General features: G+C 75.6%; 16 protein-coding genes. 6 read left to right on the top strand and 10 right to left on the bottom strand.

Going from position 1 to position 20,010, the window contains the following annotated elements; genetic code table 11:
* The 4 genes from IPL61_36845 to IPL61_36860 form a co-directional block, all read right to left on the bottom strand.
* The coding region (locus IPL61_36845) for a hypothetical protein (protein ID MBK9036760.1) at window positions 1-7,118 on the bottom strand (7,118 nt) is incomplete at its 3' end.
* Window positions 7,119-7,208: 90 nt separating this feature from the next.
* Complete coding sequence (locus IPL61_36850) at window positions 7,209-7,871, bottom strand: nitroreductase family protein (protein ID MBK9036761.1); 663 nt, start codon at window positions 7,869-7,871, stop codon at window positions 7,209-7,211.
* A gap of 45 nt (window positions 7,872-7,916) precedes the next feature.
* Window positions 7,917-8,657: a hypothetical protein gene (locus IPL61_36855; GenBank protein MBK9036762.1), complete on the bottom strand. Its 741-nt coding sequence runs from the start codon at window positions 8,655-8,657 to the stop codon at window positions 7,917-7,919.
* Window positions 8,658-8,698: 41 nt separating this feature from the next.
* Window positions 8,699-8,971, bottom strand: coding sequence for a hypothetical protein (locus tag IPL61_36860; protein MBK9036763.1), 273 nt, complete (start codon window positions 8,969-8,971; stop codon window positions 8,699-8,701).
* Between IPL61_36860 and IPL61_36865 the strand changes: the two genes are divergently transcribed.
* Entirely contained in the window at window positions 8,970-9,197 is a 228-nt protein-coding gene (locus IPL61_36865) for a hypothetical protein (GenBank protein MBK9036764.1), read from the top strand. The genes IPL61_36860 and IPL61_36865 overlap by 2 nt on opposite strands.
* 109 nt (window positions 9,198-9,306) lie before the next feature.
* Here the strand turns inward: IPL61_36865 and IPL61_36870 are convergent, their stop codons facing one another.
* The gene (locus tag IPL61_36870; protein MBK9036765.1) at window positions 9,307-10,188 is read right to left on the bottom strand and encodes a pseudouridine synthase; all 882 of its coding nucleotides are present in this window, start codon (window positions 10,186-10,188) and stop codon (window positions 9,307-9,309) included.
* Window positions 10,189-10,247: 59 nt separating this feature from the next.
* Between IPL61_36870 and IPL61_36875 the strand changes: the two genes are divergently transcribed.
* The 3 genes from IPL61_36875 to IPL61_36885 are packed head-to-tail and all read left to right on the top strand — an operon-like array spanning window position 10,248 to window position 13,656.
* Window positions 10,248-11,750: a hypothetical protein gene (locus tag IPL61_36875; GenBank protein MBK9036766.1), complete on the top strand. Its 1,503-nt coding sequence runs from the start codon at window positions 10,248-10,250 to the stop codon at window positions 11,748-11,750.
* Entirely contained in the window at window positions 11,747-12,766 is a 1,020-nt protein-coding gene (locus tag IPL61_36880) for a flippase-like domain-containing protein (protein ID MBK9036767.1), read from the top strand. Before IPL61_36875 ends, IPL61_36880 begins: the two co-directional genes overlap by 4 nt.
* 23 nt (window positions 12,767-12,789) lie before the next feature.
* Window positions 12,790-13,656 (top strand): hypothetical protein, encoded by an 867-nt coding sequence (locus IPL61_36885; GenBank protein ID MBK9036768.1) that lies wholly within the window; start codon window positions 12,790-12,792, stop codon window positions 13,654-13,656.
* Between the two features lie 112 nt (window positions 13,657-13,768).
* On the opposite strand, the gene IPL61_36890 is transcribed toward IPL61_36885, so the two are convergent.
* From IPL61_36890 to IPL61_36910, 5 genes are all read right to left on the bottom strand, one after another.
* Window positions 13,769-13,987 (bottom strand): hypothetical protein, encoded by a 219-nt coding sequence (locus IPL61_36890; GenBank protein MBK9036769.1) that lies wholly within the window; start codon window positions 13,985-13,987, stop codon window positions 13,769-13,771.
* Between the two features lie 34 nt (window positions 13,988-14,021).
* On the bottom strand, window positions 14,022-14,321 hold the full coding sequence (locus IPL61_36895) for a hypothetical protein (protein ID MBK9036770.1): 300 nt from the start codon (window positions 14,319-14,321) through the stop codon (window positions 14,022-14,024).
* A gap of 144 nt (window positions 14,322-14,465) precedes the next feature.
* Window positions 14,466-15,422 (bottom strand): hypothetical protein, encoded by a 957-nt coding sequence (locus IPL61_36900; protein MBK9036771.1) that lies wholly within the window; start codon window positions 15,420-15,422, stop codon window positions 14,466-14,468.
* Window positions 15,419-16,720 (bottom strand): L,D-transpeptidase, encoded by a 1,302-nt coding sequence (locus tag IPL61_36905; protein MBK9036772.1) that lies wholly within the window; start codon window positions 16,718-16,720, stop codon window positions 15,419-15,421. Before IPL61_36905 ends, IPL61_36900 begins: the two co-directional genes overlap by 4 nt.
* Before the next feature lie 38 nt (window positions 16,721-16,758).
* Window positions 16,759-17,268, bottom strand: a complete 510-nt coding sequence (locus IPL61_36910) for a hypothetical protein (protein ID MBK9036773.1) — start codon at window positions 17,266-17,268, stop codon at window positions 16,759-16,761.
* Window positions 17,269-17,345: 77 nt separating this feature from the next.
* On the opposite strand from IPL61_36910, the gene IPL61_36915 reads away from it, so the two are divergent.
* Together IPL61_36915 and IPL61_36920 are read left to right on the top strand one after the other, a co-directional pair.
* Window positions 17,346-17,957 carry a hypothetical protein gene (locus IPL61_36915; GenBank protein MBK9036774.1) on the top strand — a complete coding sequence of 204 codons (612 nt, stop codon included), beginning with the start codon at window positions 17,346-17,348 and terminating at the stop codon, window positions 17,955-17,957.
* Window positions 17,958-17,967: 10 nt separating this feature from the next.
* The gene (locus IPL61_36920) at window positions 17,968-19,950 is read left to right on the top strand and encodes a hypothetical protein (protein MBK9036775.1); all 1,983 of its coding nucleotides are present in this window, start codon (window positions 17,968-17,970) and stop codon (window positions 19,948-19,950) included.
* The last annotated feature ends 60 nt before the right edge of the window (window positions 19,951-20,010 follow it).

Genomic DNA, 20,010 nt, shown 5'->3' on the forward strand with positions numbered 1-20,010 from the left:
ATGGCCGCGTCCACCTCACCGACGCGAACATGGGCGAGCGCCGTCGCCTCGGACGCGACGCTCGTCGCAACGAGGTCCTCGATCGCGGTCGCTGTGCGCCCCGCACGGAGCGCTGCCGCCCCCTCGAGGGACGCAACACCCGGCACTCCGCGCGGCCACGACATGTAGACGATAAACGCCGCTTCCATCAGCGTGACGGCCTGCGCGACGACCTTTTCCTTGAGCGTTGGCTTGGGATTCACTTTGGAGGTGACGACGTTGAACACCGCGTCGACATCGACCCCGGCGACGAGCCGTCCACGAAACACGCCGTGGTTGGAGAACGAGTTGGGCTTCTCTCCCTTGCGGGTCGGCCCGAGCTGCATCCACCCCATGTGGTCGTAGTCCCACGGGAACGCGCGCGCGCGTCGCCAGAGCCCCTTGACATCGATGGGCGCACCGGTGCGGGCCGAGGTCTCGAGTTCCGCCAGGATGTCGCGGTAGACCTTGAATGTCTGCTCGGCGACGTCACCGTGAAGCTCGACGTTCCGGCGTAGCGAGGTCGCGACATCCGCGTGGGCCGCGTCGAACACTGCGTGCATCGCCGCTTCTCGAAGGGCTTCCGGAGTCTGCGGTGCTAGAGCGCTGAAAATCTCCTTGTCCGAGAACGGATTCGCGGCCGTGTGCACGCCGTCAGATTCGGCGGGGCGGCCCGCAGAGGGGACGAACAGCGTCGATCCAGGGGTGGCCGAGTAGTCGTGCGGGTCCCGCAAGTTCGAGGGCGCCGAGTCTGTCTCCGTTGGCCCTGCGGCGGCCTGCCCCATGTGGCGTGCTTGGGTGGCCAGGCCGAACATGCCGCTCGTCGCAGCCTCTGGCGCCGCTGATGACCTGGCCTTGCGCTCGTCTGCCTCGCGCCGATCCGTCCCCTCCGGATCCACCATCCCGATCGGATCGCCGCCGACGAACGCGTACAGGTTCAACCCGTCCTTGGGCCCGATCGGATCGCACGACAGCCACCGGCCCAGCCACGGCGCGTAGTACCGCTGCGGGTACGCGTCCAGGCCGGTCGCGCGGTCGCGCTCCTTGCCGGCGTAGCGGACGTCGCGCCGCGCGACCTCGCGGACGTCGTCGCCGGCGATGAACGCGCTGCCGCCGTGGGGCAGGTACTCCTCGTACGAGATCAGCGCGCCGGCGGCGTCGAGCTCGAGCGCGGTCGAGCCCTGCGGCGTCGTCAGGTGGTACCGCACGCGGGCGGGGCCGATCGCGTCCACCTCCGCGGCCAGCGTGTCCACGACGTGCCGGTCGACGACCGCGACCCGGCGCTCGCCGTCGGCGACGTGCGTGGTCCAGCGCTCGAGCACCACCGTCGCGCCGCGCCGCACCCGCACGCGCTCCTGCCCACCGTCGCAGTACAGCACCTCGCGGGTCTCGACCACGGGCGTCTCCCCGCCGACCACCAGCCGCGTGGCGACCTTCCGCACCCGCACCCGGTCCGCGCCGTACGCGTAGCGCTCGCCGTCGTCGACGGGCCCGCCGGCGCGCTCGACGGTCACGGCCTCGGTCAGGCACCCGCGCCAGCTCCAGGCCATCCGGCGCAGGTGCGCCAGCGCGACCATGTTGCCCGCGGCGTCGAACATCGCCGCCGGGTCCACCACCGGCACTCCATTGACATCGAGCGCCGCCGTCGCGCGGTTCGAGCCGCTCGCGACCCAGTAGTCGGTCGACCAGCTCGCGGTCGCGCCGGCGTGCTGCATCCGCGTCAGGTTGCCCGACGGGTCGTACGTGAACAGCTGCGTGTAGCGCTCGAGCGCGGCGCCGTTGTCGAGCGACAGGTGCCGCGCGCCGCCGATGGTCCCGGCGGTGCCGGGGATGTAGTCGTGCGGCAAGAGCGCCTGGTGCACGCGCCCGGTCGCCTCGACCAGCCGCCCGTGCGCGTCGTACCGGAAGTCGCGCCGCGCGCTCACCGCCGCCGGCACCAGCGCCGCCGCGCCCTCCTGCGCCAGGTCGAGCGCCCGCGTCACCCGCCCGTCGGCGTCGTAGGTGAACCGCAGGCCCTGCAGCGCCTGGCCCGCGCGCGTCGCGTCCTGCGCCACCAGCCGCCCGCTCGCCGGATCGTACGCCCACGTCTGGCCCACGCCGTTGCCCAGCGTCGCCGCCGCCACCCGCCCGTGCGCGTCGCGCGCCAGCCCGTCGACGATCGGCACGTCGACCAGCGCCCCGTCCGGCGTCGTCACCCGCACGCTCGCGAGCGCGCCGCCCGGATGGTACCCGTCGCGCCGCTCGGTCCCGTCGACCAGCCGCGTCCACACCCCGCGCCCCAGCGCGTCGGTCCGCGCCGCCGCCGTCAGCACCTCGGCCTCGAGCGCCACCGCCCCGCGCCAGTCGGGGGTGTCGTCGAGGTCGACGCGCAGCTGTCGCTCGGTGGTCCGCACGGCGCCCGCCGGATCATACGCCACCGTCCGCACCTCGCCCGCCCCGTCGCGCACCCGCACCGCCCGCCCCAGCCGGTTCCCCGCCCGCGCCGCCGCCAGGTCCGCGTCGGCATCGCCGTACGCGATGGTCTCGACCTGCGCGTCGAGCGCCGCGCCATCGCGCACGATCGTCGCCACCGGTCGGTCCGCCGCATCGAAGCTGCGCTCGATCTCAAACCCGCGCCCGTCCCAGGTCCACACCGGTCGATCGTACGCGTCCGCCAGGGCCCACGTCGGCCCCGCGTCGACGCTGCTCTGCGCCAGCGGCCGTCCCCGCAGGTCCCGCGCGTACGTGAACGCCTCGAGGCCCCGCGGATCCACCTGCGCCACCACCTGCCCGCTCGCGTCGGTCACCGTCCGCTCGACGCGCGTCGCCGCGCTCGCGTCGCCCACCGCCACCACCGCGCACGCCGTCCCCCGCGCGTCGACGTGCGTCACCGTCGGCGTCCCCGCGTGCGCCGCCGCGTGCTCGTAGGCCACGCGCTCCGCGTCGTCCACCGGCCGGCCCTCGCGCACCAGCCGGTACGTCGAGTCCAGCACGTTGTCCCCCGCGCTCGCCGCCACCGTCGCCCACGCCCCCGGCGTCGTCGTCGCGTACGTCCCGTTCGGCAGGTCGACCCGCACCGCCCGCCCCACCGCGTCGTAGCTCGTCACCGTCGCCACCCCGAACCGCTCGAGCACCGCGTCGCTCTCGTACGCCGCGCTCGCCGAGAAGTACGGCTCGTACACCCGCCCCGGCTGGCCCTTCGCGTCGTAGACCACGTGCCCCGACACTCGCCACCGCGTCGCCGCCGCCGCCAGCACCGGCTGCCCGCCCCCGTCGACGATCACCTGCCCGCCCGCGTCCCGCGAGATCGCCGGCCCCGCCTCGACCCGCACCTTCTCCTGCAGCACCCGCCCGAACCCGTCGAGGTACCGCACCCGCACCTCCAGCGGCCCCGCCGCGTCGCCACCGCCCGCGCCGTCGTACACCAGCGCGCTCCGCGCCACCGTCACCTCCGCCACCGGCGCCCCGTCCCGCACCCACGCTCGATCATCGACCCACGTCGCCGTCGCCGCCGCCCCCAGGAACCCCGCCGGATCCGCCAGCACCGACGCGGTCGTCGCGCCCACCGGCGGCTGCCACGCGCCCAGCGCGCCGCTGCCCCACGGCTCGGTCCCGACGTGGCCCTCGGTGCCGCCCGCGCCCAGCCGCCCGAACCCATCGAACCGCGCGTGCGCGATCGTCCCGTTCGGATCCTCGGTCTGCGCCGGCGCCAGCACCCGGTAGTCGATCGTCATCGTCGTCGACAAGCCGAGCGCGTCGATGGTCTCGACCACCGCGAGCTGGTCGGCGTCGTAGACGACCTGCGCGCTCGCGCCGTCGCCGCGCACCGTGCGCGTGACCAGCCCGAACGGCCCGCTCACCTCCTGCACCGGCCCCGGCTGCCACCAGTGACCGTCGGCCAGCACGTAGCCCAGCGCCGCCACGCCCGCGGCGTCGACGCGGGTGTCGAGCGTCGCCGCCAGCAGCCCAGGCGTCAGGCACGCCACCTCGGCGTGGTGCACCCGCGGCGCCGGCGCCACCGCCCCCAGCGGCGCCATCGCGGCGCGCGCGGCATCCCAGTAATAGGTGCGCTGCCACGCCAGGCGCCTCGCCGCCGGCGCGGTCGCCGCTGGATCCAGCGCCTGCTCGAACGGCGCCGGCGTCGCCAGCGCGGCGGTGACCGCCGCCGCGGTCAAGGCCTCGGGCGCGAGCTGCCCGGCGACCGGCGCCACGCCCACCAGCTCGCACTGCGTGGTCTCGACCTCGGCCCCGAGCAGGAACTGCGCGTCGGTGTCGACGTCGGCGCGGGTCGCGTCGGTGATCGTCACCCAGGTCCGGGTCTGCGCGACGTCGTCGACGGCGCCGCGCCGCGCGTACGCCACAGTTGCGGTGCGCGTCGGCGCGCCCCAGGCGTCGTGGGCCAGCACCAGCTCCTCGGTCACCCGCGGATCGCCGGCGGCGCCGTCGTAGGTCGCGACCCGCCGCGCCCGCGGCACCACGCCGAACACCGGCCGCTGCGCCCCGCGCCGCGGCTGCGACAGCACCAGCTGGTAGCTGGCCTCCTCGACGTCGAACGGATCTGCCACCGGCGCCTCGGCGGCGTCGACCGCCCAGCGCTCGCGCCGCACCACCGAGCCCGCGAGCAGCCGCAGCGCCGCCGACGCGTCGGCCGGCAGGTGCGCGCCCGGTGCCTCGACATGCGGCGCCATCCGCGGCAGCAGCGGATCGCCGGTGTACGGCTCGAACGGTCGGTGGTGGTTCCACATCGCCGTGCCCAGGTGGAACCAGGTGCGGGTCAAGAGCGGCGGCGCGAACGCCGGTCCGTCGGGCCCGGCGTCGCCGAGCACCTGCGGCACGTCGAGCGTCTCGACCCGGCCGAACCCGCGGAACGCCCCGCCGGCGCCGTCGAAGTACCCGTCGCGGTAGCGGTACCGCGTCGTCACCGAGGTCCCGCCGACCAGGTCGAGCTCGACCCGCGCGTCGACCACCGGCCGGTGCGACGGCAGCCGCGTCTCCCACGGCACGCCCAGGGCGGCGTCGCGCAGGTAGTGCGTCGCCGAGTTGCCCCAGGTCAGCTCGGTGCGCCGACCGCAGCCGTCGTCGACCGCGATCAGCATCCCCGGCGGCGTCGCCGGCGTGAGCGGCAGGTACGACAGCGCCCGCGTGCGCGTCGGCGACAGCGCCGACCACAGCAGCGCCGGCCGCCCGTCGCCCGCCAGATCGGCGATCGCCGCGGTGCGCCCGTCGAACGCCGGCAGGTGCCCGACCTCGCGCCGCGTCCCCAGCCGCCGCCCGCCCAGGTTCGGGAAGTGCCACACCCGCCCGTCGTCGAGGTAGAGCACGTCGGCCGTGCCGCTGCCGTCCAGATCCACCAGCCGCACCCGCGCGCTGTCGAACGCCGCCGTCGTCGGCACCGCCGGCGCCCCGTCCATCACCACCCGATCGCCGAACCGCCCGTTGCCCAGCGCCGGCCAGTACTCGACCTGCCCCCGCCGCACCCGCACCAGGTCCTGCATGCCGTCGCCGGTCATGTCCGCGAAGAACAGATCGAGCTGCGGGTTGGGCCCGCACCCTGGCGCCGCCTCCGCCCCCGTCGGCAGCGGCACCACCACCGGCTCGCCGAACTCGCGCTCGACCTCGTCGAGCGGCCCCGTCACCGACGGGAACCACACCAGCGCGTCGCCCCGCGCGATCACCGCGTCGCTGCGCCCGTCGCCGTTCAGATCGACCCAGAACGTGCGCCCGACCGCGCCCTCGAGCTTGGGCCACGCCGCGAACGGCCGGAACCCCGCCCACCGCCGCTCCTCGCGCTCGAGCGCGAACGACCCGGCCTGGCGCCCGGTCGTCACCGCCAGCTCGGTGTCGCCGTCGCGATCGACGTCGGCCAAGGCCACGCCGCGCTCGAAGTTCGGCTGCGCCGCCACCGCCGCTGGCGCCGCGAACTGTCCGCCGCCCTGGTTGGCCTGGTACAGCCACCCGCGCTCGCCCTGGTAGAGGATGCCCGGCAGGCCCTCGCCGTACAGATCGACCAGCTGCGTCCGCGCCGCGGTCAGGCCCGTCGTCGTCGTCGCCGGCAGGAACGTCTCGTCGAGCCCCGCGCCCGCGTACGCGAACACCAGCGGCGCGGTCTCGGCGCGCGCGCCGTCGACGAACCCGACCCGCGTCACCCCGATCAGCCGCGCGCCGGCCGGATCGTCGTCGTACGCCAGCTCGAGCGCCGACACCGGCACCGGCGCCGCCCCCAGCGCCGGCAGGTCGTGGAAGCACACGAACCGCCGCACCCGCCGGTAGGTGCGCACGATGAACCCGTCCCGCGCCGACGAGAACGCGTCGGCGCGCGCCGGCCACGGCCGGTCCGGCGCGAACGTCGGCACCGCGTCACCATGATCGCCGTGATCGATCACGAGGTGCATCGCCCAGCGGCCCGCCGGCGGCGTGCCGGCGACGATCGCCTCGGTCAGCGCGACCGGCGTGACGTTGCCGTAGCGGATCGCCGTCAGGTAGCGCTGCGTGCGCACCGGCCGCCACGGCTCCCACGGCTGGGTGCGATCGACGCCGACCGTGTCCTCGGGCGCGTACTCGAGCCACAGCGCGTTGCCGTCAGCGTCGAGCTGCACCTCGGGCAGCCACGCCGCGACCCGCGCCGGGTCGGCGGCGTCGACGATGCGCGCCGCGGCCTGCGGGCGCGCGCCGTAGATCGTCAGCACGTCGGCCTCGTCGCGGCTGCGGTAGTGGACGTCCCCGGTGACGGCGTGGGCCCACCGCTCGACCCGGACCCGGGCGAAGCCCGACCGCGGTCGCAGCGTGGTCACCTGGTACGCGCCGTCGACCCGCCGGCGCGGCGCGCCCCCGGCGAGCCAGGGCACCAGCGCGACGCCGCCGAGCGCGACCCCGTCGGTCCCGTCCCAGCGCGGCAGGTGCTCGCTGGTGTCGACGGTGATCGGCGCGATCCCCGAAACGGTCCAGCCATGCCCCACGATCGAGGCCCCGCCACCACCGCCCGACAGCACCAAGCGCGGCGTCAGCGCCCGCGCCGGCGTCGTCGGCACCGGGACACGCACGGCCACGCCGCCGCTGTGCTCGTCGACGACCGCCTCGTACTCGACCTTCGCGACGCTCACCTTACCCTCCGCGTTCGTCATGCTTTGACGTTACGCCAGCGGTGGAGCGCGAGCCAGGGCTTAGACGCTCATATCGTCACGATGATCGCAGACAGTGGTCCGACAGAAGGATCACCTCCGGACCAGCACCTCCGCCAGCGGCTTGCGGTGCAGGTCGGGCACCTGGGCCCCGGCGGCGGGGTAGCCGACCGGGATCACGACGAAGGCGCGCTCGTGGGCCGGGCGGCCGAGCACCTCGCGCAGGAAGCCCATCGGGCTGGGCGTGTGGGTCAGCGTGGCCAGGCCGGCGAGGTGCAGCGCCGACAGCAGCATCCCGACCGCGATGCCGACCGACTCGTCGACGTAGTAGTGCTTGACCCGCGCGCCGTCGGCGTCGACGCCCCACGGCTGCGCGAACACGACGATCAGCGCCGGCGCGTCGGTCAGGTGCGGCTTGTGCTCGTCGACGCCGAGCGGCGCCAGCGCGGTCCGCCACTCCTCCGACATGCGCCCGCCCCAGCTCTTGCGCTCCTCGACCTCGGCCGCCTCGCGGATCTGGCGCTTGGTCTCGGCGTCGGTGACGATCACGAACGTCCACGGCTGCTGGTGCGCGCCCGACGGTGCGCTGGCCGCGGCCCGGACCGCGTCGAGGAGCACCTCGTCGGGGATCGGCTCGGTCGAGAAGTCGCGCACGGTGCGACGCCGGACCATCGCGTCGGCGTACGTGCGCGCGCGCGCGGTCATCTCGGTCGGGGGCAGGCGCTCGAAGACCAGGGGCACGGGCCGGTACGTCATCGCGGCGATGATGCCGCGATCGGACCGCGCCGTCGCGCGCGCGCGTCAGCCGCCGACCAGCAGACCGACCGTGATCACCCCGGTGACCTCGCGCGCGGCGTCGGGGCCGTCGCCGTCGGCGATCGTGAATCGACCACCCAGCTCGAAGCCGGCGAGACGGGCGCCGCCGCCGGCCAGCTCGAAGCCGAGCCCGATCAGCGCGTCGTCGCGTCGGCTGGTGCCGGTCTTGCTCCAGCGGGTCGTGGCCTGGCCGAGGCCGCCCTCGAGGTAGAAGCCGACGCCCACGTCAGGCGTGCCCAGGCCGAGGCGGTACCGCGCGGCCACGCCGAGCCGCTGCCGCTGGCCACAGTCCGACACGACCGCGAGCGCGCCCGGCATCGCACGGTCGCTGGCGGCGTCGGTCAGCGTGTACTCACCCGCGAGCCGGAAGCTGCCGATCTGGCGACCGACCGCGGCGTGCAGGCCGGGGTCCCCGAGCTCGAGCGGCAGCACCATCGCCAGCGCAGCCTCCCAGTGCGGGCGCACCAGCGGCGTCGACGAGGTCAGCGCCGACGCGGCGCCGGCGCTCGCGCTGGTGTCGACCACGAACGGCAGCGGCGCGGCGTCGACCACGACCGGCAGCGGCGCGGCGTCGACCACGAACGACGGCGGCGGCGCCGCCGTGGCCTCGACCGTGACCGTGACGTCGATCGACGCCGCGACCTCGACCGCGCCGTCGGCGGCGGCGCCGCCCGCCGCGGCCGTGAGCGTGCTCATGATCACCAGGGCCCAGCCGCGCGTGCGCATGGGGCGTCGACGGGCGCCGCCGCGCCGATATTCACGCGGCGCTACACCGGCGCCCAGCCGCGCGGCACGCGCTCGCTGGCGTCGTCGGCCGGAGAGCAGCTCTCGATCCGCAGCTCCTCGGCGGTCACATCGAGCGGCGCGCCGAGCGTCGTCACCATCGTGAAGAGGCGCAGCTCGATCGGGCCGCGGCGCAGGTGCGCCAGCGCGACCGGCGCGACCGGCGCCAGCCGTCGCCCAAGCCCGCGGCGGCCTGAGGCGCGCTTTTCGGTCGACCGCGCGCAACCGGCGGCCGCCGCGGTCGATAGCACCGGCATGACGCCCTCGGACCCTGCGGATCCCATCGCCTACGATCACGCGGAGCGCCGACGCGCGGCCGTGACCAACCTGGTGCTCGGCGCGTTCCTGTGCGGCGTCGGCACGCTCGTCACGATCGTCACCTACGACGGCGCCGCGGGCGGCGGCACGTACATCGTGGCCTGGGGGCCGATGGTGTTCGGCGCGATCCGATTCTTCAAGGGGCTGGTCGGGCTGGCCGGCTGACTCAGCGCGACTCAGCGCGACTCAGCGCGACTCAGCGCGACGCGACGCGACGCGGCGCGACGCGGCGCGACTCAGCGCGACTGAGCGCAGCGCGGCGCACGCGCCTGGCTCAGCGCCCGCCGCGCCGGGATCCACCCCGGCCACCGCCACCGCCGCGGCGATCGAGCGGCGGCCCGCCGGGCGCGCCGGGCTGACCGAACGGGATCGCGGTCGGCTTCGCCTTGGCCTTCGCGGGCGGGTTCGGGCGCGGCGGGTTCGCGCGCGGCGCGTTCGGGCGCGCGGCCGGCGCCGGTGAGCGCGGCGTCGACGGGGTCAGCCCGGCGATCTCGGCCTCGGTCAGGTTGCGCCAGCGCCCGACCTTCAGGTGGCCGAGCTCGATGTGCATGATCCGCACGCGCTGCAGCGCGACCACCTGGTAGCCGAGCGCCTCGCACATCTTGCGGATCTGGCGGTTGAGCCCCTGCGTCAGGACGATCCGGAACACGCGCGCCGCCACCGACCAGATCTTGCACGGCCGGGTCAGGCCCGCGTCGATCCGGACCCCGCGCGCCATCGCCGCGATGAACTCGTCGGTGAGGTTGCGATCGACCGTGACCGCGTACTCCTTCTCGTGATCGTGCTCGACCCGCAGCACCTCGTTGACGATGTCGCCGTCGTTGGTCAGCAGGATCAGCCCCTCGGAGTCCTTGTCGAGGCGGCCGATCGGGAAGATCCGCTCGGCGTGGTCGACGAAGTCGACGATGTTGCCCTCGACCGCGCGCTCGGTCGTGCAGATGACGCCGACCGGCTTGTTGAGCGCGATGTAGACCGGCGGCGGACGATCCTTGGCGGTCACGACCGTGCCGTCGACCGCGACCGTGTCGCCGGGCTCGACCACGGTGCCGAGCCCGGCCTGGGCGCCGTTGACGGTGATCCGTCCCGCCGCGATCCAGTCGTCGGCCTCGCGCCGCGAGCACACGCCGGTCTCGCTGATGAACTTGTTCAGCCGCACGACCGCAACATACCGCACACCGGGTGGACGCCGTGGCGACGACGCCGCACCATCCGGCCATGGTCCCGACCCGCTCGTCCGCCGCGCTCGCGGCCCTCGCGCTCGCGCTGATCGTCGCCTGCGGCGGCAAGACCGCCGGCGATGACACCGGCCCCGACGCCGCGCCGATCGAGCCCGCGTTCGCCGTGCGCCTGGTGCCGGCGGCCGGCGTCGCCGGCACCCAGGTGGTCAGCTTCGCGATCCCGCTGCCGGCCGGGCTCCTCACCGACGCCGCGAGCGTGCGGCTCGCCCACGCCGGCGCCGATCTCGCCGCGGCCCGGGTGCCGCTGGCCGCGTACCCCGACGGTTCGCTGCGCAGCGTGCTGGTCCAGGTCGAGCTCGCGATCTCCGGCGAGACCACGCTCGACGTCGAGGTCGGCGCGCGCGGCGGCGGCGACCGCGCCCCGGTGCCGGTGACCGACACCCTGGCCGGCGCCGACGAGACGCCGCGGGTGTGGGCGGTGCTGCCGGCGGCGTGGCTGGCCGGCAGCGGTGCGTTCGGCGCGCTCGTGCCGCAGGCGGCGATCGCCGGCACGCCCCTCGACGCCTGGGGCGACGTCTGCGACTACGCCCGCTGGGACACCGACGCGTTCCTGGCCGCCGCCAGCGCGCGCGACGTGTGGCTGTTCGATCGCGTGACCGCGATGTACCGCGGCTACGCGATCACCGGCGACCTCGGCCCGCTGACCTCGGCCTACCGCGAGGCCGGCATCTATCGCCGCGGCCTCACCGGCACTGGCAGCGCCACGCGCATCGGCGTGCCCGGCGCCGCCGACGATCTCAAGTACCACTACACCCAGGGCCTGGCGCTGCACTACCTCACCACCGGCGACGCGCGCTACCGCGAGGCGGCCGAGGACGTGGCCGTGCGCGCCCACGATCTGTGGACCGACCCGGGCTACGCCGGCGGCGACGACTTCTGGACCGAGCGCCACGCCGGTTTCGGCCTGCTCGCGTACGAGTTCGCGGCGATCGTGTCCGACGACCGCGCGGCGACGTTCGCCGGCTGGGCCGCGACCGCGGTCGACGCCTACCTCGCGGTCCAGGCCGACTACCCGAGCAGCTGGACCGATCGCGACGCCCGCTGCTTCGCGCACTCGGCCACCGCCCACGGCGAGGCCTACGGCTACGACGGCTGCAGCCCGTGGATGAGCGCGATCCTCGCCGACGCGCTCGCGGGCCACGCCCGCCGGGTCGGCGGCGCCGCGGCCACGCGGGTCACCGACGCGCTGGTGCGGCTGGGCCGGATCGTCGCCCGCGATGGCCGCGACCCGACCGGCAAGCCGTACTACTGGATGGGCCTGGGCCGGGCCGGCGAGGTCGACGACTACGACGAGCACTGGGGCGAGGCGGCGTACCTGGTGGCGCTGGCGTGGCACCACGCCGGCCGCGGCGACGGCGCGCTGCGGGCCGCCGCCGACGCGCTCGTGACCGGCCTGCGCGAGCGCGGCGAGGCCGGGCAGCTGCGCTCGTTCAACTGGCAGTGCCGCTCGGCGGTGCAGGCGCCGGCGTACCTGCGGTGACCGAGCCCGCGCCCTCGACCGCGCCGCCGCGGTGGGCGCGGATCTTCACGATCGTCGCGTCGGTGATCGCCGCCGGCGCGCTGGTCTTCACGCTGCGCCAGGTCGGGGTCGGCACGGTCGTCGATCAGCTCCGCGCGATCGGCGCGTGGTTCGTGGCGCTGGTGGCGATCGAGGTGGTGTCGGCGCTGTGCGACGCGCTCGCGATCAGCGGCTTCCTCGGCGCGGCCGCGCCGCGGTCGTCGTTCGCGCGGGTGCTGCACGCGCAGGTGGCCGGGCGCGCGATCAACCTGGTGACCCCGCTGGCCAGCCTGGGCGAGGCCACCAAGGTCACGCTGCTGATGCGCGACACCGAGACCACCCGCGCGGTCGCGGCGATCGCGCGGTTCACGATGGTCTACGTCGCGATCAACCTGGGCTTCATCGTGCTCGGCGCGCCGGTGTGCGCGCTGGCGCTGCCGCTGCCGGGCTGGCTCACGCGCACGCTGTGGGTCGGCACCGCGCTGGCGGTCGTGATCGGCGGCGGGCTCGCGCTGCTCCTGCGGGCCGGCATGGTGACCACGGTCGTCCACGGGCTCGCGCGCGCGCGCCTGATCTCGGCGGCGCGGGCCGAGCGCTGGCGCGCCAAGGCCACCGCGCTCGACGGCGCGCTGCGCGGCGACGGCCGCGGCCTGCGCGGCTGGGCCCCGGGGCTGTGGGCGCTGGTCTCGAAGGTGTTGCAGTGGTTCGCGGCGTGGCTGGTGCTCTACGCCAACGGCCACGCGCCGCCGCTCGACGTGATGGCGGCGCTCGCGACCGCCGGCACGCTGGTCAACATCGTCGCGAACATCGTCCCGCTGGGCCTGGGCGTGACCGAGGGCGGCACCGCCGCGCTGATGGTCGCGCTGGGCCAGCCGGCCAGCCTCGGGGTCACCACGGCGGTGGCCCGGCGGGTGGTCATGGTCCTGTACAGCGCGTTCGGCCTGGCGCTCCTGGTCCAGGCCGAGGTCCGCCCGTGGCGACGACGCGCGCCACCGTGACCGGGGTCGAGTAGACTGCGCGCATGCGCCTCGCCTCGCTCGTCCTCGCCTCGCTCTCGCTCGCTCCCCTGCTCGCCTGCGGCGGCGATGACGCGCCGCCGGTCGAGCGCCCGACCGAGTTCGGTGGAGCCCGCGCGGTGTCGCTGCAGGTGCCGCGCGACTTCGACGAGGCCAAGACCTACCCGCTGCTGGTGATCCTGCACGGCTACGGCGCCAACGCGTTCTTGCAGCAGGGGTACTTCAAGCTCAACGACGCCGCCACCGCGCGCCAGATGTTCATCCTCGCGCCCGACGGCACCACCGACAGCGGCGGCTCGCAGTTCTGGAACTCCGGTCCCGAGTGTTGCGACTTCGGCGCCAGCGGCGTCGACGACGTCGCCTACATCGGCGGCCTGATCGACGACGTCAGCGCCGCGTGGCCGGTCGCCGACGTCGCGATCCTGGGCCACTCCAACGGCGCGTTCATGGCCTACCGGATGGCGTGCGACCGCGCCGACGTCGTGTCCGCGATCGTCGGCCTCGCCGGCCACGCGACGACCACGCCGTGCGCGCCGACCGCGCCGGTGCACGTGCTCCACATCCACGGCACCGGCGACGCGACCGTGCCGTACGAGACCGGCCTGTTCGGCGGCATGCAGTCGCCGGGCGCCGTCGACAGCGTCGCCGCCTGGGCCACGCGCAACGGCTGCACCGGCGCGCCGACCGCCAGCGGCACCAAGGACGTCGACGCGCTCCAGGCCGGCGCCGAGTCGACCGTCGACATCACCGGCGGCTGCCCCGCCAGCGGCACCGCCGAGCTGTGGACGATCCCCGACGGGACCCACATCCCGCAGCTCGCCACGACCTTCCCGGACGACCTGACCGCCTGGCTCGCCGCCCACCACCGCTGAGTCCGCCACGACGACGAAACCCTCCGTGGTCGGAGGGTTCGTGGATCACGGTCGGGCGCGCGCCCGGCCGCGCGGTGCGCTCACCGCCGCGAGATCAAACGGATCGGCGCGCTCAGCTCGCGATCTCGTCCAGGAACGGTGGCGGCTCGGGCGTCCGGCGGTCTTCGATGGGCGGCTCGGCCTCGATCGGCGCGCCAACGACGCCCGCGGCCACGCGCTCGGCGAGCCGCGTCAGGCGCTCGGCGCGGCGCACTTCACGGTCGCGCACGCCGTCCTTCTGGTCGAGCTCGCGCTGGCGCTTGGTCAACGATGCTTTGCGATTGGTGGCCATGGTGCTCCAGAGCAGGGGCGCGCGGGGCGCCGTCTCAAGGTTCGGGATCGGGCTCGACGTGGTGGCTCCAGCAGCTGCGCGCGGCCGCGGTGGCTGCGCGCGCGAGCCCGTCGAGCTGCTCGACGGTCGGCGCCGCTGCGCCGCGCTTGCTGAGCGCTGCCAGCACCTGGGCCTTGGCCTCGCGCAGCGTGCCGGGCCAGCCGCCAGCGACCTGGCGGTCTTGCTCGGCCAGCTCGCGCACCCGGACGGCGGCCCAGTCGCGGCCGGCGGTCGCCGCGAGCGCGGCGAGGTCAGCGTCGGTGAGGCGGGGGTGGGCGCTGGGGTGGCGGGGCAACGGGGCCGTTCCGCACGGGAATCGCTGGTTGGCAGGTCGCGCTCCGACGTGGAGGCCAGCGATCACATCCCAGAAAGACGCGTGTGTATGGGGCGTGAGTACCACGGCGGCCCATCCACGCAAGAAGATTCGCTCAAAGCGGCGTCACGGTTGCCAGCGGAACACCGAGGCCTCGGGCTCGTACGCGAGGTGCGCGGCGCCGCCGGGGATGTACAGCGCGCCGGCGATCACCGCGCCCTGGGTGCCGGCGCGCGGCGCGGGCAGCGGCGGCAACGTGCGCCAGGTGTCGGTCGCGAACGCGTAGGCCTCGACCGTCGCGAGCGCGCTCGTGCCGGCCTCGCCGCCGGCGCACCACAGCTCGCCGTCGACCACCCCCGCGGCGCAGCCACCGCGCGCGGTCGGCATCGGCGCGCGCGGCTGCCAGCCCGCCGCGCCCGGCGCGAGCGCGAGCACGTCGGCGATCGGCTCGGCCGCGTCGAGCGTGCGGAGCCCGCCCGCGACGACGACGGTGCCGTCGGGCGCGAGCCCCGCCACCGGGTGCGACCGCGGCGTCGGCAGGTCGGGCAGCGGGTCCCAGCGATCGGCGGCGACGTCGTAGGCCCACGCCGACGCGACCGCCGCGGTGGTCGACGCGCCGCCCAGCAGGTAGATCGTCGTCGCCGACGCGATCACGGCCGCGCCGCCGCGCTCGGCGCCGATCGGCAGCGGCGCGCGCGGTTGCCACCCGGCGCCGTCGTCGACGAACACGTCGCCGCGCGCCTCGAACCCGCGCCCGGCCAGCCCGCCGAGGAGGAACAGCCGCGGCCCGACCGCGACGAGCTGGGCGTGGGTCCACGCCACCGGCACCAGCGGGCCGGACGTCCAGCGCCCGGTCGCCGGATCGAGCTCGTCGACCGTGCGCTCGATGGTCAGCCCCGGCCCGAACCCACCGACGACCACCAGCCGATCGGCCCGCGCCGCCACCGCCGGCTCGAGGCGCGCGGCCGGCAGATCGGGGCCGCGGCGCCACGGCCCGGTCTCGGCGTCGGGCGGCGCGGCGTCGTCGGCGCACGCCCCGACCACGACCGCGAGCGCGATCACGGCGCGGCGCGCGCGCGTCACGGCGCCACGCGCTCGCCCAGGTAGCCGCGCCACGGCGGATCGGGGTGGCGCCGATCGCGCAGGCGCACGACCGTGCCGGTGGCGAGGTCGGCGGCGTCGGTCGCGTCGGTCGCGAGCGAGCGCCAGCCGTCGGGCAGGCTCGGGCCGGCCCACGCGAACACGTGCGCGGCGTCGGCCGGCGACAGGTTCACGCACCCGTGGCTGCGCGGTGAGCCGAAGCCGTCGTGCCAGTAGGCGCCGTGCAGCGCGAAGTTCTTGCGGAAGCCCATCGACCACGGCACCTCGGCCACGTCCCAGTGGGCCCGCGCGCCGATCGGGCTGCGCATGCGCGTGCGCGCGGCCTTGGTGCGGATGCGGTACACGCCGTAGGGCGTGCGCCACTCCTTGCGCCCGGTCGACACCAGCGTCGCGTAGGCCGGCGTCGCGCCCTCGTAGGCGATCAGCACCTGCTGATCGAGATCGACGTCGATCCACTGCCCGTCGGCGGCGACGCCGACCGGCGCGGCCGTCACCCGCGCCACCCGCAGCCGCGCGGTCTCGATCCAGCGCTCATCGCCGACGCGGGTCCACCGGCCGACCGTCTCGAACACCGGCACGCGCGCGCGCGCCGCGAGCGCGTCGACCCGCTCGGCCTGGCGTCGCGGCGCCGCGCGCACGTCGACGGCGTCGCCCTTGTGCGCCGGCATCACCCACGCGAACGGCCACGCCGGCGGCGGCTCGACCCGCGGATCGAACCCGGCCCAGCCGCTGGGCGTGCGCAGCGACAGCGCCGACGCCGGCAGGTAGCCCTGGTCGGTCTCGAGGAAGCGGACGCCGTCGACCGTGACGGTGCGCGGGCGGATCGCCACGAACGTGGTGCCCGGCACGACGCCGGTCGCGACGCCGGCGCGGACGTCGGCGATGGTGGCGAACACCTCGGCCTCGGCGCCGCGCACGTCGGCGTACGGGCCCAGCGACAGCTCGGGCGCGCTGGGCTCGAGCTCCGACGGCGCCAGCTCGCGCGCGCAGACGTAGCCGCGCGACGTCAGCTCGAGCCACGCCCGGCAGCGACGATCGCCGGCGTGCACCGCGGTCCACGCGACCCGGGCGCCCCGGGCCAGCGTCCCGATCGGGCGGCGCCGTCCGGGCTCGGCGTAGATCGTCGCGGTGCGGCCCCGCGGCCCGACCGAGCGGGTGGTCGCGGGCCAGCCGAGCTCGGCCAGCTCCTCGGGCTGGTCGGCTGCGGCCGCGGCCGGGCCGATCGCCGCCACCGCGATCGCCGCCGCCGCGCCGAGCGCGCGGCGGGACCACGGGTGCACAGCGCGGCGCGGCGGGTCGACGGCAGCGGGCGCCGAGCTCAGGGCGCGCACGGCGCGCCCCACCGCGTGCACGCGCCCTTCGACCACGCCTCGCACGTGTGGTGCAAACCGTCGGCGGGGTTCCAGGCGCAGCCCGAGGCGGGCTCGCACGGGCCGCCGTAGCGCGCGCACTGACCCTCGACCGGCGCGTCGCAGCGCCGGTACTGGCGGGCCGCCGCGTCGTACATGCAGCCGTCGGTCGGCGCGCACCGGCCGCCGAAATGGAAGCAGCTCCCGGCCCCGGACGACAGGCACGTATAATAGGCGCCGGCCATCAGGCCACCGTGATAGACGCAGCCGGTCGTGAGGCACCGCATGTCGAGGGCCACGCCGCCGTCGGGGCCCGCCGGCGGCTTGACCGCGCCGCTGCCGGCGCCGCCGCCGACCCTGCCGCCGCTGCCGCTGCCGCTGCCGCCCGACGGCTTGCCGCCCGGCGTGGTGGTCCGGGGGCCGGGGCCCGGGCAGGCGACCGCGGTGAGGGCGACGACGAACGCGAGCGCGCGGACCATCTCGGTCGAAGCTACCGCGCCGGCCTCAGGGATGCCACCCTGGCGCCGTGGCTCGCTTCGCCGACGCACCGCTCTCGATCTCCGCGCCGTGCGCCGCGGCCGTCTGCGCCGCGTGGTCGACGCCGCCGCGCGCGTACCACGACCTCGCGCACCTCGACGCCGTGCTCGCCGAGTACCACGCCGCCGCCGCGCGCGCGCCCTGGCGCCAGCCGCGCGAGGTGTACTGGGCGCTGGTCTGCCACGACGCGATCTACGTCGCCGGGGCCCGGGACAACGAGGCCCGGAGCGCGGACCTGGCCGACGAGCTGGCCGCGCGCTTCGTCACCGACGCCCTCGACCTGGCCGCGGTGCGCGCGATGATCCTGGCCACCGCGCGCCACGGCGCCATCGCCGGCGAGGCGCTCGACGACGACACCGCGCGCATGCTCGACTGCGATCTGGCGATCCTCGGCGCCGAGCCGGCGCGCTTCGACGCCTACGACGCCGCGGTCGCCCGCGAGTACGGCCACGTGCCGGTCACCGCCTACCGGGCTGGTCGCCGCGCGTTCCTCGCGGGCCTCGCGGCCGCGCCGCGGATCTTCTGCTCCCTCGACGGGCACCGGCGGCTCGACGCCGCCGCGCGGTCCAACCTGTCGCGCGCGATCGCGAAGCTCGATTTGGCCTCACCGTCGGCCGCGCCTGCGTTGTAGGTTCCGGGCCATGCGCCCGCTCGTGTCCCTAGCCTTGCTCTCGCTCCTGGCCCTGCCCGCCGCGTGCGGCGACGACGGCGGCTCGCCGACGCCGTTCCCCGTGGCCGACGAGTGCAACCCGCTCGGCGCCGGGCACTGCATGGTGCCGTGGCCGTCGTCGGTCTACGAGCTCGCGGACGCGGCGTCCGCCACCGGCGTGCGCCTCGACATCCCGGTCGGCGGCCTCCTCACCAACGCCAACGGCGACAAGGTCGCGCCGGGGCCGTGGAACAAGGCCGACGGCTTCTCGGCCGCGGCCGCGATCGTGACCGCGTTCCCGGGCGGCGTCGACGGCGCCAACCTGGTCGACCAGCTGCACTTCGGCGACAGCCTCGGCGCCGCCAGCCCGACCGTCCTGCTCGACCTCACCACCGGCGAGCGCGTCGCCCACTTCGCCGAGCTCGACGTCACCGCCGCCAGCACCCCCGACAGCCAGGCGCTCTACATCCGCCCGGCCGCGCGCCTCACCGCCGGCCACCGCTACGGCGTCGCGATCCGCAAGAGCCTCAAGAGCAAGGCCGGCGGCGCGCTGCCGATCTCGCCCGGGTTCCAGGCGCTGCTCGACGGCGCCGACGTCGCGCACCCGCTGTTCGCGCGCGCGCGCGCCAGCTTCGGCGCGCTCCGCGACGCGCTCGCCACCGCCGGCGTGCCCGCTGACGATCTGGTCCTGGCCTGGGACTTCACGGTCGCGTCCGACGAGTTCGTCCGGCGCCTGCCGACCTCGGCCCGCGATCAGGTGGTCGAGCACCTCGCGACGACCCGCCAGACCTACCGCATCGACGACGACTCGATGGTCGACGCCAACATCCGCCGCCGCATCGACGCGTTCGTGACCGCGCCGCTGTTCCTGACCCAGGGCGGCGCGTTCCAGCCCGGCACGACCCTGGCGCTCGACAGCGCCGGCCTGCCCGCCTACCAGGGCATGTACGAGATCCCGTTCACCGCGGTCATCCCGACCTGCGCGTACACCGCCGCCGAGCCGGTCGGGATCATGATGTACGGCCACGGCCTCAACGGCTCGGGCCAGCAGGCCGCGTCGGGCGCGATCCGCGACACCGCCGCGGCCGCGTGCGTGATCTCGATCGGCACCGACATGCGCGGCATGAGCGAGCGCGACATCGGCAACATCGCCCGCGCGCTGTCGGACCTGAACTACGGCGACGAGATCTTCGAGACGTTGGTCCAGGGCATCGCCAACCACGTCGCGCTCGAGCGCGCGATGGAGACGGTCCTGGCCGAGGAGCTGTTCGTGTGCCGGGCCGAGGACGCCGCCGCCACCGGCTGCACCACCGGCGCCCAGCTCGCCGACCCGACCAAGCTCTACTACTACGGCCTGTCGCAGGGCCACATCTTCGGGACCACGGTCATCGCCTACACCAAGAAGATCCGCCGCGCCGTGATCGGCGTCGGCGGCGGCAACTACTCGACGATGCTCGAGCGCTCGACCGACTGGCCGACCTACAAGACCATCCTGTCGGGCACCTACCCCGATCCGTTCGACGTCGTGCTGGCGATCAGCCTGTTCCAGCAGCGCTGGGACCAGACCGAGACCTCGGGCGTCGCCAACGTCGTGCTGGCCGGCACCGCCACCGGCACCCCGCCCAAGCAGATCCTCATGCACATGGCGATCGGCGACGACGAGGTCCCCAACCTCGCGACCGAGTGGCAGGCCCGCACGATGGGCGTGCCGGTCCTGGCCCCGGCCTCGGTCTACACGCCGTACGGCATGACCGCGGCCGACAGCCCGATCGTCGGCGGCAGCGCGCTGGTGATCATGGACGGCGGCGCGCCGGCGGTGCCGCTCACCAACGAGCCGGCGCCCGAGACCGGCATGCACAACCTGACCCGGACCCAGGCCGCCAGCCGCCGCCAGATCAAGCACTTCTTCGAGACCGGCGAGATCGTCAACGAGTGCGCGGGCGCGTGCATGTGCGCCGCGCACCAGTGCGACTGAACCGCCGCCGCGCGTCGCCGGGCGGCGGGCCGCGCGCTGTCACCAGCGTGTAACGCGGCG

The organism is Myxococcales bacterium, from assembly GCA_016717005.1.
Taxonomy (GTDB): domain Bacteria; phylum Myxococcota_A; class Polyangia; order Haliangiales; family Haliangiaceae; genus UBA2376.

Coding starts and splice junctions, on each gene's coding strand:
- IPL61_36890 (MBK9036769.1), bottom strand. CDS start 13,987: ATGGCCACCAATCGCAAAGCATCGTTGACCAAGCGCCAGCGCGAGCTC.
- IPL61_36855 (MBK9036762.1), bottom strand. CDS start 8,657: ATGCGCACGCGCGGCTGGGCCCTGGTGATCATGAGCACGCTCACGGCC.
- IPL61_36860 (MBK9036763.1), bottom strand. CDS start 8,971: ATGCCGGTGCTATCGACCGCGGCGGCCGCCGGTTGCGCGCGGTCGACC.
- IPL61_36865 (MBK9036764.1), top strand. CDS start 8,970: ATGACGCCCTCGGACCCTGCGGATCCCATCGCCTACGATCACGCGGAG.
- IPL61_36875 (MBK9036766.1), top strand. CDS start 10,248: ATGGTCCCGACCCGCTCGTCCGCCGCGCTCGCGGCCCTCGCGCTCGCG.
- IPL61_36910 (MBK9036773.1), bottom strand. CDS start 17,268: ATGGTCCGCGCGCTCGCGTTCGTCGTCGCCCTCACCGCGGTCGCCTGC.
- IPL61_36885 (MBK9036768.1), top strand. CDS start 12,790: ATGCGCCTCGCCTCGCTCGTCCTCGCCTCGCTCTCGCTCGCTCCCCTG.
- IPL61_36850 (MBK9036761.1), bottom strand. CDS start 7,871: ATGACGTACCGGCCCGTGCCCCTGGTCTTCGAGCGCCTGCCCCCGACC.
- IPL61_36920 (MBK9036775.1), top strand. CDS start 17,968: ATGCGCCCGCTCGTGTCCCTAGCCTTGCTCTCGCTCCTGGCCCTGCCC.